The following is a 13,585-nucleotide window of genomic DNA, read 5'->3' on the forward strand; positions in this document are numbered from 1 at the left end:
TATCGTCTATGATTTGGGTGTGGATTTTGATTGGATTTGTCGTGGGGGAAGGGAGTATGGCCGGAGTGTGGTATTGGATGGAGAAAAAACGGAAACGGCAAAAGGAAGTTCAGGATAAAGGCAGGGTAGTGATTCCGCTCCGGGATATGGTACAGTTGGCTAATATCAATACGGCGATGGATGTCGGTTATCTGATGCTGGAGTATAAAATAAATCTGAAAATTCCTGAGTTTTATGACAAGTATATGAATCTGGTCAAGAAGCAGAAAGAATTGTATTTTAGGGAACTGATCGAGATTTTTAGTCACAATAAAAAAGAATATGTCCGGGATTTATTGGATAAATACGCCGGATTTTCTACTCAGGATGTGTTGTTATTACTGATGTGTGAAATGCAGTTGGATAATAAAACCATGGCCCGGATTATGGGGCTGACTTTGGAAACCCTGAAAAAACGCAAGACCCGGATGCGGATAAAAATGCGGACGGCCTCTCCTGTCACTTTATAGGCAGGAGTTGCCGGATACGGGTTGCGATGGTTTCCGGGCGGATATCTACCATACATTGCTGGTAAACACTTTTTTTACATTTCCCGCTTCCATCTTTCGTACATGGCCGGCACGACAAGGCGGTCTCGAATATCTCGGCGGTCGGACCGGTGGGAAAACCGAAAGCGGTCGGGCCGATAAGGGCCAGAGTCGGGATTCGGAAGAGATCGGCGGCATGCATGAAACCGGTGTCGGCACTGACGACGATATGGGAACGGTGAATGAGGTAGCAGGATTCCAATAAGGTTGTTTTACCTGCCAGGTTTTCTACCCGTTCAGGAGCTTCGGTCCTGATTTCTTCGCAGAAGGTATCGCCCGGACCCGCTAGGATCAGAAAGTGGTATTCCGATAGTAAGGTGATCAGCTTTTTCCAATGTTCGACCGGCCATCTTTTCTTTATCCAGTTGGCAGAAGGGACAAGGGTAATCGTATGGGCCTGTATACGGGAATTCAGCTTTTCCGGGAAATTTTCCGGGAAATACCAGTCGTCGTAAGTATCCGGGAAACGGTCGATCCCCCATTTTAAAAGTGGTTTCCGGTAAGAAACGACACCCCGGAAAGGCCAGGGAAACCGATTGATACCCCAATTGAAAAGTAAAAACCTTTTCCAGCGTTCTTTGCTACGCAGGGTGAAATGCGGACCTTTGCTCCACCAGGGTAATAATTTTAGTCTTAAGATATTAGACCGGATATTACTATGGGCGTCATAAATATAATCGTAATGCTCCTCCCGGAGTTGCCGGGCGATTTTTAACAGGCCTTTAAGGCCGAGTGCTTTATCGAAAGCCCATATTTTACCGATGCGCTTGTCCATGGCCAGGAAAGAAGACATATCTTTTCGGGCGATCCAATGGATTTCTGCATCGGGAAAATGTTCCCGGATACCGTCGATGATTCCCATACATTGAATGATATCGCCTATCGAGCTAAAACGGATGATCAGAAATTTGGGCATAGTTAATCGTTATTAAGAATGAGCGAACATAAAGTACGGATGCCGGTTTCCAGTGCAGTTAAGTCCGGGAAGAATTCGGGTGTATGCAGTTTCCCCGCCGGGTGGGTAGTCGAACTTACGCCCAAGCGGATGAATGTTGCAGGGAGGAGCTGACTGTAACGGGCGAAATCTTCCGTGGTCATGCGCCGGCCCAACCGGATTACCTGCTTTTCTCCGAATTCTGTTTTTAATATGCCGATCGCTTGCTCTGCTTTTTCCGGTTGGTTATAGAGGCAGGGATAGCCATCGGTTATTTCTATCGCCGGTTGGGCTCCCATACTTTCGGCAATAGCTGTGGTTATCCGGCGGATACGGGTTTTAGCCTCCTGGCGCCAGGTTTCGTCGAAAGTGCGGAAAGTCCCTTCTAGCCGGACTTCTTTGGGGATGATGTTCATCATGCTGTGGCATCTGAAATGACCGAAAGTCAGGACGGTAGGAATGAAGGGAGAGGCGTTCCGGCTGGTAATCTGCTGCAGAGCCACGACGATATGGGAAGCGATCAGGATCAGGTCTGCCGATTGGTCGGGTAAGGCGGCATGTCCTCCCGGGCCGTGCAGGGTGATGGATATCTCGTCTCCCGAGGCCATATATTGACCCGGACAGATGCCGAGCTGGCCGACCGGAAGGTCCGGTTCTGCATGTAAAGCGATGATCCACTCCGGAAGATGGGTTTGGAAAAAAACATTTCCGATGATATCCCGGGCTCCGCCGGGCAAAACCTCTTCTCCGTGTTGGAAGATGAACATCAGGTTAAAGGGCAGTGACCGGGTGGCCAGTATTTCTGCCGTTCCCAATAAGACGGCCGTGTGCAGATCGTGCCCACAGGCATGCATAATGCCCGGGTTACGGGAAATAAGAGGATGATCTTCCTTTTCGGAGATCGGCAGGGCGTCGAAGTCTGCCCGTAAGGCAATTGTCCGGGAAGTGTCTCTACCGGGCAGAAAACCGATGATCCCTGTCGGGCCTGCGTTGGTATACTGAATTTGCAGGCAGTCAAGAGTACGGCGGATATAGGCTGCGGTCTGTTCTTCTGCAAAGCTTAGTTCCGGATGTTCGTGCAAATAGGTATAATGCATTCGGGCATTCGTGAGCAGCTCAGGGGGTATATTTATCATAAAGCTTTATTTACAATTCAAACTATATTTTCAGGTGGTTTTGAGCTAACGAAGTTAAAATTTATTCTTGAATCATCGAAATCCTCGGTAAAAAGAATTATTTTCGTATTCCGAATTCATAAAAGAAAAGAGAATTTGATGTATGTATATTTTTGAGTGAGTGTATGTTGTTTTATGCTAATTTTTGTGATATGAAAGTGCTTTTATCGATTGTTTTTCTGTTTGCCTCTTTGGCAACTTTTTCGCAAGCAGTGATCAACTTCAGTAACCGGGCACATGATTTCGGGACGATTAAGGAAGTGAATGGAGCTGTTTCTTATGATTTTGAGTTTGTGAATGCCGGGACTGCTCCGATATTGATCAAAAATGTAGAATCTTCGTGTGGCTGTACTTCTCCGCAGTGGAGTAGACAACCGGTTTTACCCGGACAGAAAGGGTTTGTGAAGGCTACTTTCGATCCGAAAGACCGGCCGGGATTTTTCGATAAGACAATAACGGTATATTCGAATGCTAAACCGACCGTAGTGGAACTGAAGATTAAAGGTACAGTCGAGGGGAAAGCCCGGACAGTGCTCGATGATTATCCTTATGAGCTGGCTTCCGGTTTACGTTTGCCTTTGGAGCATATCTCTTTGATGAAAGTGCACAAAGGAGAGGTGAAAAGTATGTCTGTGGGAGTTTTCAACAATGCCGGTAAATCAGTTGCCGTTTCTTTTACGGACTTACCGGCTTATATTAAAATGGCTATCGAGCCTCAGCCTATTCCCGATAAAGGGAAAGCGACGATCAAGGCGGCCTATAATACGGCGATGAACGGTGAATATGGATTGAATAAAGAGCAGGTGACGATGGTGGTCGAGGGGAAAAAATACACCTTGCCGGTTTCGGTCTTCATCGAAGAAGACTTTACAAATATCGATCCGGCGACAGCCCCTCGGATTGAAGCGGACAAACGATATCATAACTTCGGGCATACTCCTGCCGCTCAAGTGGTTTCCTGTACTTATCAGATAAAAAATACCGGCCAAACTCCTTTGACGATTCATCGTATATATTCCAACGATGAGCGGGTAACTGTCGAAATGACCCGGAAGGAACTGAAACCGGGAGAAGCGGCTGCTTTGAAGGTGAATACGAAATCAGGAGCCGATGCCGGGAAGGTGACTTGTTTAATCAGTGTGATTAGTAATGCACCTGCCAATCCTGAGTTGACTTTACGTTTTTACGGAAATATCGATTGAAATTATTAATATATTAGTTATGAGAAAACAAATCCCCAACCTGATCACTTGTATGAATGTTATTTCCGGTACGCTGGCTATCTTTCTGGCTATGTACGGACTGTTGACCGCTGCTGCTATCCTGATCCTGGTGGGGATGGTTTTCGATTTTTTCGACGGGATGACCGCCCGTCTGTTGCATGTCAAGTCGGAGATAGGGAAAGAACTCGATTCGCTGGCCGATATGGTCAGTTTCGGGGTTGCTCCTGCTATTCTGGCGTATTTTCTGATCGTTAGAGAATTACCGGGAGGTGATTTCCTGCATTTTGCCACCTGGACGCTGGGGCAGCAGATTACAGCTGTCATGCCGGTCGTGATCGCTCCTTTCTCGGCTTACCGCTTGGCTAAATTTAATCTCGATGTACGTCAGGCCACTTCGTTTATCGGTATGCCTACGCCTGCTAATGCATTGTTTTGGGTATGCCTGGTTTTCGGAAGTTATTATACTCCGGAACTCTATATGACCTTGTTCGGAAAGCCGGGGGTATTGGCAAGCAGTGCCCTTATCCTGTCTATTCTTTTGATCAGTGAATTACCGATGTTTTCGTTGAAGATTTCGGGATTCGGCTGGCGGGAGAATAAGATTCGTTATTGCTATTTTATATGTTTGATTATATCGGCAGGTATTTGGGGAAAGGGGATTCTCATTTTTATCATCCCCCTATATATCCTTTTTTCTGTCGTAGAGGCTTTGATAAAAATTACCACTTCAAATCGTTGACCGGATCGTAGTCGACGTAGTCTTGCGAAGGGGAAATTACTTTGTTACAAGTGATTTTTCCGGATGCAGATGACTGAATAGCAGGAATGACCGGTTGTACGCCGGAACTATTCACATCCCGGTTCGGATCGGAAGCCGTGTGGAAGAAATCCAGTTGGGTAATGATGACGATACCTGCGATAGCTGTCGCTCCTAGAGCATATTTCAAAAGACGGTGCAGAATATTACCGGAAGATTCTAAATTGATATATTTGGGAATATCCGGGGTTTGGGTTGACCTGCTGGTACCCGATACGGCGGGTTTTATTTTATCGGATAAACCGACCTTCGCCACTGGAAGTGGCTCCATTCCTAAGGTTTCTGCAAAAAAATTATGTTTTCCGGGTTCGAAAATGATATTAAAACGGCGGTCTGTAAAAAATACACCGATGTCTCCGAAAGCGATCCGTTGTCGTTGGTTTAGCCGAATTTTCAGGTCTTCGCAGAAAAGCATCAGCTGGGAAGTGGCCTTCTCATAGCTGATATTTTCTTTGCCGGCAATCCAACTGACCAACAATCCGTCATTGTGGGTCAGGTTACGGTTGAATAAAATATCCTTAGAGGGTGGGCAAATCAAACCACTCTCGTCGTCGATATAAGCACTTTTATAGTTGCAGATAAATCCCCCGAAGTCCGGAATGATTACGCAATCGTGTAAAAATAGCAAATCGGATATGTATTCAATAAATTTATGCATAGTACAAAAGTAAGAAAAAAACGGATATCCGCCAATAACCCGAAAAAATTAATTTCACCCTGTTGAAGCGACCAATTTTAATATTTTATTACTTACTTTGCATGAAATACAGAATAAAACAATAAATTTTTAGCCTTATGAAGATTTTTGTAACAGGGGGGACCGGCTATATCGGTTCGCATACCGTGGTGGAGTTGCAACAGAATGGATATGATGTCGTTATTGTGGATAATTTGTGTAATTCCAATATCGGCGTATTAGACGGAATTGAAAAGATTACAGGCATCCGGCCTGAGTTTGAACAGATCGATCTGACAGAAGGAGAACAGGTGCGCGATTTCTTTCGCCGGCATCAGGATATAAAAGCGGTTATCCATTTTGCCGCTTTGAAGGCTGTGGGCGAATCGGTGCAGAAACCTTTGGAATATTACCGGAATAACCTGAATTCATTAATGAACGTCATTGCCGGAATGCGTGAGTTCGGAGTAAAGAATCTCGTCTTCTCCTCTTCCTGTACGGTGTATGGACAAGCCGATGTTTTGCCGGTTACCGAACAAACACCCCGTAAACAAGCCGAATCTCCTTATGGAAATACAAAAGCGATGTGTGAAGATATTATGCGGGACTTTGCGAAAGTAGAGTCTGGCATGAACTTATTGGCACTGCGTTATTTCAATCCGATCGGTGCTCATCCTTCTGCTCTGATCGGGGAATTGCCTAACGGTGTACCGAATAACCTGATTCCTTTCCTGACCCAGACGGTGGCAGGTATCCGTCCGCAATTGAGTGTCTTCGGGGATGATTACAATACGCCCGACGGTTCTCCGATCCGGGATTATATCGATGTGGTCGATTTGGCGAAAGCTCACGTTGTGGCTATCCGGCGTTTACTCGACGGAAAAAATAAAGCCAATTACGAATATTTCAATATCGGAACAGGAAACGGGCTTTCGGTATTGGGTTTGATCAAAGCTTTTGAAAAAGCTACCGGCGAAAAAGTAAACTACAAAATCGTAGGACGACGGGCCGGAGATATCGAGAAAGTATGGGCAGATACTACCCTGGCTAATCAGGAATTGGGATGGAAAGCCGAAGTTCCTATCGAAGAAACCCTGGCCAATGCCTGGAAATGGCAACAAGCGTTGATGAAGAAATAAAAAGAAGGTAAAAATGGGGAAACGATCGTTTCCCTATTTTTATAACTGATAAAATTATTTTTTTGCCGGACTTTCCAGAATCTGATCGAAGAAGGTGGCGTAATTTTCGATGTATTCTTCCGGAGTGGTGTATTCTGTCACCGGTTTGCCGCTTTGTGTCGCATAAGCCTTTAGTTCCGGGTCGACATTAGAGCTATTGAAAATAATCCCATCCGAATAATCGAAAGCCAGTTTATTGACGTTCGTATGGGTCGGTTCGCTCAGGATACGTACGTCTTCCGAAGTAATATTTTCACTCAATACTTTCTTTTGAAAATCCTGGTCTAAGGTGCCACCGAACTGGTCATTATAGGTAGAATATACTACTTTAGAATGAGCGAATATCGGATCTTCGTTGTATTCCTTTTTCAGATACAGAGGCACTAAAGCGGTGAACCAGCCCTGGCAATAGATCAGGTCCGGAGCCCATCTTAATTTTTTTACCGTTTCGAATACTCCTCTGGTAAAAAAGATCGCCCGTTCGTCATTGTCCGGGAAGAAAGACCCTTTTTCATCGGTAATCACATGTTTCCGTTGAAAATAGTCTTCATTGTCGATAAAATATACCTGCATCCGGGCAGATTGGATAGAGGCTACCTTGATAATCAACGGGTGGTCTGTGTCATTGATGATCAAATTCATTCCCGACAGGCGAATCACTTCGTGAAGCTGGTTACGTCTTTCGTTAATACATCCATAACGCGGCATGAATGTCCTGATTTCTTTGCCTTTTTCCTGAATCCCCTGAGGTAAGTAACGGCCGATATGGGCCATTTCCGATTCAGGTAAATAAGGCATGATCTCTTGAGATATAAAAAGAATCTTTTTCTTCGCCATAACTACTTTTTCCCAAAAACCTTACAAAGGTAGTCATTTTTGTTCACAAATCAAAAAGCGTTTGGCTAAATTTGAATTTGTACTCTTTTGTAAATGAAAGAGAAGACGGTATTGTTTTTTTGTTTATATTTGGAAAAAGTAAAATAAATCATGGCAGCTCATAATGATTTGGGGCGGAAGGGAGAGGAGAAGGCGGTTGAATATTTGGTGCGGGAGGGATATGTTGTTTTAGAACGCAACTGGAGGTTAAAACACCGGGAATTGGATGTTATTTGCCTGAAAGGGGATCTGTTGGTGGTTGTAGAGGTGAAAACCCGTGATTTGCCGGAAGAACATCCCGAGGAACTGTTGGATTACCGCAAGAGAAGAAATATCCGTATAGCGACGGATGCCTATATTAAAGCGAAAGGGATTCGGGCTGAGGTGCGCTTCGATTTGATTTTGGTGATCGGGCCTGATTTAAAGATTGAACATGTAAAGGAAGCGATTCAGGTGTTTGAATAGAAAGAATAACGATTTAATGAAGGATTCGTTAAAAAGATAAGGATTGGATTAGACTAATTTCAGTAATAATATAAAAAGAATGTGTTATGGCGACAATGAAAGCAAAATATTTGGGACAACTCCGTGTGGAGTGTGAACATGTGGCGAGCGGTACGAAGATGATGACCGACGCTCCGGTCGATAATTGTGGTAAAGGGGAAGCTTTTTCACCCACCGATTTGTGTGCTGCTGCTTTAGGTTCTTGTATATTGACTACCATGGGGATTTATGCCGGTCAGCATAACATCGATCTGGAAGGTACAGAGATGGAGATAACGAAGACTATGGGGACAGAGCCCCGGCGTATTGTAAGAATCGGAATCGATATTTTTATGCCTGCGAAAGCTTATTCTGCCAAAGACCGGATTGTTTTGGAGCGGGTGGCACAGACTTGTCCCGTTTATTATAGTCTGAACGAACATTTGGAAAAGTCGGTTTGTTTTCATTGGTCGGTATAGTTGTTGAGTCGTCGACTCGATTATTCAAATAAGTAAACGTATGGTTTTTGTGACAGGTGCAACCGGATTATTGGGTAGCCATTTATTGTATTTTTTGGCTGTTTCAGGCCATTCGGTTTCGGCATTGCGTAGAAAACAGAGCCGGCTGGAAGATTCCCGGGCTGTATTTTTACAGTATCCTGACGGTGAAAGATATTGGAACACGATCAATTGGGGCGAAGGGGATGTGGTGCAAAAGGAGGGGCTGGCCGAATATGTCCGGCGGGCTGACTATGTTTATCACTGTGCTGCTGTGGTGTCTTTTTCGGGGACGGATCGGATGCATCTGATGAATACCAACCTGCAAGGGACTGAAAACGTGGCGGCTCTGTGTCTGGAATATCAGGTGAGGCTTTGTTATGTCAGTTCGATCGCAGCCCTTGGTGATGCCCGGCAACCGGAAGATTTGATCGACGAGGATACACCTGTTATCGCCGGTAGAGAGCATTCGGTTTATTCTCAAAGTAAAACGGCTGCTGAAAAACTGATCCGGAAATATATCGGTTATGGATTGAATGCAGTTATCGTATGTCCGTCGGTGATTCTGGGGGCGGGTATGTGGCATCGCAGTAGTGCACGATTGTTTTTTACCGCTGCTAAAGGAATTCCTTTTTATACGCGGGGCATGACCGGATATGTGGATGTCCGGGATGTGTGCGAATTGATGATCCGGTTGTGTGAAGATCCTTTGGTGAGTGGGGAACGTTTTGTGTTGAATGGAGGAAATTATACTTATCAGGAACTTTTTACAGCTATAGCCCGGGTGAATGGAGTACAGCCTCCCTGGTGGAATCTTGCACCCTGGATGACCGAACTGGTATGGAGGATGCTGGCCTGTTGGGGATACCTTTCCGGATCTAAGCCTGCTTTTACCCGTGAGACTGCCCGGTCGTCTCAACATTGTTCACGATATTCGAACGCCAGGATACTCAGCCTTTATCCGGATTTTCATTTCTATCCTCTGGTAGAGACGGTAGATCATATGCGGCTGATGTGGATTTCAGCATCTGCAGATCCGAAGCATAAGTGAAAAATCGGGTTGGCTTTCTAAACTTTATGAACTTTCTAAACTATTTCTTACTTTTGTGCCAAATCATAAAAAAGGGTAAATGAATCATCCATTATTAGAAAAATTAGAGACTTATTATATCCGTTTTAAGGAGATCGGACAGTTGATCACCGATCCTGAAGTGATTCAGGACATGGAGCGCTATGTGAGGTTGACCAAGGAGTATAAGGAGTTGGAGACAATCACCCGAACTGCCGATAAGTTTAAGGCGGCCCTGCTTAGTGTCGAGGAATCGAAAGATATTCTGCTGCACGAAGAGGATAAAGAACTTCGCGAAATGGCTGAAATGGAGATCGAAGAGCTGGAAGATAAATTGCCGGGTATGGAGCAGGAATTGAAGTTGTTGCTGGTACCCGCAGATCCGGACGATAGTAAGAATGTTATACTCGAGATCCGGGGAGGAACGGGAGGAGATGAAGCCTGTCTGTTTGCCGGCGACCTGTTCCGGATGTATGCGAAATTTTGTGAACGTAAAGGGTGGAAAGTCGAGGTGACCAATGCCAATGAAGGAACTGCCGGAGGATACAAAGAAATCGTGGCCAGCGTTACCGGTAAAGGTGTGTACGGCATTATGAAATATGAATCGGGAGTGCACCGGGTGCAACGGGTTCCTGCTACGGAGACACAGGGACGGGTGCATACTTCGGCAGCTACCGTGGCGGTATTGCCTGAAGCCGAGGCTTTTGAAGTGGAAATCAACGAGGGGGCGATCAAATGGGATACTTTCCGTTCGGGAGGAGCAGGAGGACAGAATGTGAATAAAGTGGAATCCGGTGTCCGGCTGCGGTATGTCTGGCAAAATCCCAATACCGGTGTGGCCGAAGAAATCCTGATCGAATGTACCGAAACCCGGGATCAACCGAAGAATAAAGAAAGGGCACTTTCCCGTTTGCGTACTTTTATCTATGATAAAGAACATCAGAAATACATCGACGACATTTCGGCTAAACGCAAGACGATGGTCAGTACAGGTGACCGTTCTGCTAAAATCCGTACCTATAATTATCCGCAAGGACGGGTAACCGATCACCGGATCAACTTTACACTTTATAATTTACAGGCTGTGATGGACGGCGAAATCGACGAGATTATCGAAAAACTGCAGATCGAAGAAAATACCGAGCGTTTGAAAGAAAGCGGACTGTAGAAATGTACGATTTATCATTTACAATTAAATCATATGGATTATAATCAATTATTTGAACAGATAAAGGCAAAGAAATCCTTCCTTTGTGTCGGCTTAGACTCGGATATCGCTAAGATTCCCCCGCATTTGCTACAGTTGGAAGATCCTGTTTTTGAATTTAATAAAGCCGTTATCGATGCGACGGCCGAGGTGGCTATCGCCTATAAACCCAATATCGCTTTTTATGAAAGCCGGGGTGTCGAAGGATGGAAAAGTCTGGAGAAGACTATACACTATATCCGGACGAGTTACCCGGATATTTTTACTATTGCGGATGCTAAGCGGGGGGATATCGGAAATACTTCGCAGATGTATGCCAAAGCTTTTCTGGAAACTCTTGCTTTCGATTCGATCACGGTGGCTCCCTATATGGGAGAAGATTCGGTGACTCCTTTCCTGCAATATGAGGGAAAGTGGGTTGTACTTCTGGCCCTGACTTCCAATAAAGGAGCTTATGACTTCCAGTTTTTTGAAAGCGAAGGGATGAAATTGTATGAAAAGGTACTCGAAAAATCACAGGACTGGGGGAATGCCCGGAATATGATGTACGTTGTCGGAGCGACAAAAGCCGAGATGCTGGCCGGAATCCGCCGGATCGTGCCCGATCATTTTCTGTTGGTGCCGGGAGTCGGAGCTCAGGGCGGAAGTCTCGAAGAAGTGGCGAAATATGGAATGAATGCACATTGTGGCTTGATAGTCAATTCTTCCCGGGGCATTATTTTTGCCGACCGTACAGAAAATTTTGCCGTACGTGCACGGGAAGAAGCGTTTAAACTGCAAAAAGATATGGAGCGGTTGTTAGTGGAAGGGAAAGTATTATAGGCTGGCTTCTTTTGTCATAGTCGGGTGAACCTTGAGTTCGGTCTGGCAAAAAAAACTCCGGATTCTCGGCAGAGAAGCTGAATCGGAAAACTAAAGTTTTACCGGTAGAACTGAAAGTTCGTTCGGCTATGATAAAGTGAATTTTTTCTGACAAAAAGTTTCGGGAATGTTTCTGGAATTATAATACTTTGGATATAAATTCTGTAAATCCTTCTTCTTTGTCCGATTTTACTAATTTATAGTGTCTTTGTAAATTAACCGGGGCATTGGCTACCAAATAGGCTTCGGCACAAATATCCAGAAAATCGATATCATTATAATCATTGCCTAGTCCGGCAACCTCTTTACAATTGATATTCAGTTTTTTTAAAAGAGTTTGACAGCTATTGCCTTTATGGATACCGTCGGCAAAAATTTCCAGCCAGATCGCCCGGTTGTCTAAAGGCGAAGTGGAGCGTACTACGGAATAACCGGCTAAATCCGAACGGATTTTTTCTAGTAACCGTAATTGCAGGGCATCGAGAATCATTACGAATTGGGTGGCTTTACCCTGTATGCCGGCCGGTGAATCTATCGGGCTTCCGAAAGGCCGGTAGGTGGCCAGGCGTTTTTGGTAATCGGGATGTATCGGGTAAAGGGTTGTGTAATAAAAATAATGGTTATCCGGGATTTCCCGTTGGATGGTGAAATTGATATTGTATTCCCAAAGATAAGAGGCTATTTCCCGGGTCTCGGACATACTGAGGTGATGAGCCGACAGCAATCGGCGATCGCTCCAACGTAGTGTACCGGCACCGGAAGAGAAAACCAGATAATCTATCGGAAAACCGGCAGGTAATATTTTGAGGGCGGAATACAGGTTACGGCCTGTGGCAATGATCCGGATACATCCTTTATTCCCGGCTAGCCGGAAGGCTTCCAGGGTACCGGAACTGATGCTCCCTCCTCTGGGAAGAAGTGTACCGTCCAGATCGGTAATAATCGCTTTGATCATCCGGGCAATAGTTCGTAAGTGAAATAAGGGAGGGATTCATTCAGGTAGTGAAGCACTTTTTCCTGGTTCATCCCGTCTAAAGGATTGTGGGTATACCCGAAAGTAGCCTTGATTCCCATGTTGATGAAGTGTACAGCCCGTTCGATCGCTTCAGGTAAACTGTCGCCGTTGAGCAGACAACCGGTGATGACACTTGCAAAAGCATCACCGGTACCCGGATAACTGGCTGCAACGTAATCGCTGCTCACCCGCCACAGGCGTTCGTCGTTCTTATTATAAGCGAGCGTAGCCACTTTTTTTTCATTTCCCGACGGAGCCGAAGTGATGATAACATATTCCGGCCCGAGTTTACTGAGGGCTTTACACCATTCGATCGCTTCGGCCGGGGGGGTGTGAGGAGATGGCGCCGTATCTAAAAGAAAGGCCGCTTCCGTCAGGTTGGGTGTGATCACATTCGCTTTTTTACACAGTTCGCGCATCCCTGTTATCATGCCGGTATCCATCCCCGGATAGAGTTTACCGTGGTCTCCTAAAACAGGATCGACTAAGATGAAATTGTCGTCCTGACTGAAATCATCGAAAAATCCGGATACGATATTCATTTGTTTTTCCGATGCCAGATAACCCGAATACAAAGCATCGAAATGTAAGTCCAGTTCTTTCCAATGATCGATGATCCCCTGCATCTGGTCGGTCAGATCGAAGCTACGGAAATCTTTGTATTCGCTGTGGGCGGATAAAATAGCCGTGGGGAGAGGGCAAACCTGATACCCCATATAAGAAAGAATGGGGATGGCGACTGTCAGGGAGGCCCGGCCATAACCTGACAAATCGTGTATTGCGGCAATTTTTTTCATAGTCGAGAATATCTGTTTGTGCAAAAGTAGGATAAATAAGTCGAAAGTCCATAAGGTTTATGAAGTCCCTGAACCTTGTGGGCTTTTTTAGCAGCTACGGGAGCGACCGATCGGAGCCGAAGGTTCCGGTAAGGAGGTGCACCGAAGGGGTCTACAGACTTTATGAACTAAGTATATCCGGGATTTTGGC

15 protein-coding genes are annotated in these 13,585 nt (G+C 45.4%); 9 read left to right on the forward strand and 6 right to left on the reverse strand.

The features are described from left to right. The first annotated feature begins 8 nt into the window (after positions 1–8). Complete coding sequence (locus ODOSP_RS15705) at positions 9–509, forward strand: hypothetical protein (RefSeq protein WP_013613278.1); 501 nt, start codon at positions 9–11, stop codon at positions 507–509. Here ODOSP_RS15705 and ODOSP_RS15710 read toward each other — a convergent pair. Further along, complete coding sequence (locus ODOSP_RS15710) at positions 499–1,503, reverse strand: glycosyltransferase family 9 protein (RefSeq protein ID WP_013613279.1); 1,005 nt, start codon at positions 1,501–1,503, stop codon at positions 499–501. The two genes, ODOSP_RS15705 and ODOSP_RS15710, sit on opposite strands and share 11 nt — an antisense overlap. Positions 1,504–1,505: 2 nt before the next feature. Further along, entirely contained in the window at positions 1,506–2,657 is a 1,152-nt protein-coding gene (locus tag ODOSP_RS15715) for a M20 metallopeptidase family protein (RefSeq protein WP_013613280.1), read from the reverse strand. A 191-nt stretch (positions 2,658–2,848) separates the two neighbouring features. Between ODOSP_RS15715 and ODOSP_RS15720 the strand changes: the two genes are divergently transcribed. Then, the gene (locus tag ODOSP_RS15720; protein WP_013613281.1) at positions 2,849–3,898 is read left to right on the forward strand and encodes a DUF1573 domain-containing protein; all 1,050 of its coding nucleotides are present in this window, start codon (positions 2,849–2,851) and stop codon (positions 3,896–3,898) included. A gap of 19 nt (positions 3,899–3,917) precedes the next feature. Continuing rightward, on the forward strand, positions 3,918–4,658 hold the full coding sequence (pssA, locus tag ODOSP_RS15725) for a CDP-diacylglycerol--serine O-phosphatidyltransferase (RefSeq protein ID WP_013613282.1): 741 nt from the start codon (positions 3,918–3,920) through the stop codon (positions 4,656–4,658). Here the strand turns inward: pssA and ODOSP_RS15730 are convergent. Then, positions 4,639–5,394, reverse strand: a complete 756-nt coding sequence (locus ODOSP_RS15730; protein ID WP_013613283.1) for an HU domain-containing protein — start codon at positions 5,392–5,394, stop codon at positions 4,639–4,641. The two genes, pssA and ODOSP_RS15730, sit on opposite strands and share 20 nt — an antisense overlap. Positions 5,395–5,531: 137 nt before the next feature. Between ODOSP_RS15730 and galE the strand changes: the two genes are divergently transcribed. Further along, a complete protein-coding gene (gene galE, locus ODOSP_RS15735) occupies positions 5,532–6,551 on the forward strand; it encodes a UDP-glucose 4-epimerase GalE (protein ID WP_013613284.1) in 1,020 nt (339 codons plus the stop codon). Positions 6,552–6,605: 54 nt separating this feature from the next. Here galE and ODOSP_RS15740 read toward each other — a convergent pair whose 3' ends face one another. Next, positions 6,606–7,427 carry a glycogen/starch synthase gene (locus ODOSP_RS15740; RefSeq protein WP_013613285.1) on the reverse strand — a complete coding sequence of 274 codons (822 nt, stop codon included), beginning with the start codon at positions 7,425–7,427 and terminating at the stop codon, positions 6,606–6,608. 150 nt (positions 7,428–7,577) lie between these two features. On the opposite strand from ODOSP_RS15740, the gene ODOSP_RS15745 reads away from it, so the two are divergent. From ODOSP_RS15745 to pyrF, 5 genes are all read left to right on the forward strand, one after another. Beyond that, on the forward strand, positions 7,578–7,931 hold the full coding sequence (locus ODOSP_RS15745) for a YraN family protein (RefSeq protein ID WP_013613286.1): 354 nt from the start codon (positions 7,578–7,580) through the stop codon (positions 7,929–7,931). A gap of 86 nt (positions 7,932–8,017) precedes the next feature. Next, complete coding sequence (locus ODOSP_RS15750; protein WP_013613287.1) at positions 8,018–8,428, forward strand: OsmC family protein; 411 nt, start codon at positions 8,018–8,020, stop codon at positions 8,426–8,428. 40 nt (positions 8,429–8,468) lie between these two features. Further along, the gene (locus tag ODOSP_RS15755) at positions 8,469–9,497 is read left to right on the forward strand and encodes an NAD-dependent epimerase/dehydratase family protein (protein WP_013613288.1); all 1,029 of its coding nucleotides are present in this window, start codon (positions 8,469–8,471) and stop codon (positions 9,495–9,497) included. 79 nt (positions 9,498–9,576) lie between these two features. Further along, positions 9,577–10,683, forward strand: a complete 1,107-nt coding sequence (gene prfA / locus ODOSP_RS15760; RefSeq protein WP_013613289.1) for a peptide chain release factor 1 — start codon at positions 9,577–9,579, stop codon at positions 10,681–10,683. A 33-nt stretch (positions 10,684–10,716) separates the two neighbouring features. Beyond that, entirely contained in the window at positions 10,717–11,544 is an 828-nt protein-coding gene (gene pyrF / locus ODOSP_RS15765) for an orotidine-5'-phosphate decarboxylase (protein ID WP_013613290.1), read from the forward strand. A gap of 178 nt (positions 11,545–11,722) precedes the next feature. On the opposite strand, the gene ODOSP_RS15770 is transcribed toward pyrF, so the two are convergent. Both ODOSP_RS15770 and ODOSP_RS15775 read right to left on the reverse strand, forming a co-directional pair. Then, positions 11,723–12,538, reverse strand: a complete 816-nt coding sequence (locus tag ODOSP_RS15770; protein ID WP_013613291.1) for an HAD family hydrolase — start codon at positions 12,536–12,538, stop codon at positions 11,723–11,725. Then, on the reverse strand, positions 12,535–13,395 hold the full coding sequence (locus tag ODOSP_RS15775; RefSeq protein WP_013613292.1) for a pyridoxamine kinase: 861 nt from the start codon (positions 13,393–13,395) through the stop codon (positions 12,535–12,537). Before ODOSP_RS15775 ends, ODOSP_RS15770 begins: the two co-directional genes overlap by 4 nt. Between the last annotated feature and the right edge of the window lie 190 nt (positions 13,396–13,585).

It is taken from the genome of Odoribacter splanchnicus DSM 20712 (assembly GCF_000190535.1).
GTDB lineage: Bacteria > Bacteroidota > Bacteroidia > Bacteroidales > Marinifilaceae > Odoribacter > Odoribacter splanchnicus.

Coding starts and splice junctions, on each gene's coding strand:
- prfA (WP_013613289.1), top strand. CDS start 9,577: ATGAATCATCCATTATTAGAAAAATTAGAGACTTATTATATCCGTTTT.
- ODOSP_RS15740 (WP_013613285.1), bottom strand. CDS start 7,427: ATGGCGAAGAAAAAGATTCTTTTTATATCTCAAGAGATCATGCCTTAT.
- ODOSP_RS15720 (WP_013613281.1), top strand. CDS start 2,849: ATGAAAGTGCTTTTATCGATTGTTTTTCTGTTTGCCTCTTTGGCAACT.
- ODOSP_RS15770 (WP_013613291.1), bottom strand. CDS start 12,538: ATGATCAAAGCGATTATTACCGATCTGGACGGTACACTTCTTCCCAGA.
- ODOSP_RS15750 (WP_013613287.1), top strand. CDS start 8,018: ATGGCGACAATGAAAGCAAAATATTTGGGACAACTCCGTGTGGAGTGT.
- galE (WP_013613284.1), top strand. CDS start 5,532: ATGAAGATTTTTGTAACAGGGGGGACCGGCTATATCGGTTCGCATACC.
- ODOSP_RS15775 (WP_013613292.1), bottom strand. CDS start 13,395: ATGAAAAAAATTGCCGCAATACACGATTTGTCAGGTTATGGCCGGGCC.
- ODOSP_RS15755 (WP_013613288.1), top strand. CDS start 8,469: ATGGTTTTTGTGACAGGTGCAACCGGATTATTGGGTAGCCATTTATTG.
- ODOSP_RS15715 (WP_013613280.1), bottom strand. CDS start 2,657: ATGATAAATATACCCCCTGAGCTGCTCACGAATGCCCGAATGCATTAT.
- ODOSP_RS15710 (WP_013613279.1), bottom strand. CDS start 1,503: ATGCCCAAATTTCTGATCATCCGTTTTAGCTCGATAGGCGATATCATT.
- pyrF (WP_013613290.1), top strand. CDS start 10,717: ATGGATTATAATCAATTATTTGAACAGATAAAGGCAAAGAAATCCTTC.
- ODOSP_RS15705 (WP_013613278.1), top strand. CDS start 9: ATGATTTGGGTGTGGATTTTGATTGGATTTGTCGTGGGGGAAGGGAGT.
- pssA (WP_013613282.1), top strand. CDS start 3,918: ATGAGAAAACAAATCCCCAACCTGATCACTTGTATGAATGTTATTTCC.
- ODOSP_RS15745 (WP_013613286.1), top strand. CDS start 7,578: ATGGCAGCTCATAATGATTTGGGGCGGAAGGGAGAGGAGAAGGCGGTT.
- ODOSP_RS15730 (WP_013613283.1), bottom strand. CDS start 5,394: ATGCATAAATTTATTGAATACATATCCGATTTGCTATTTTTACACGAT.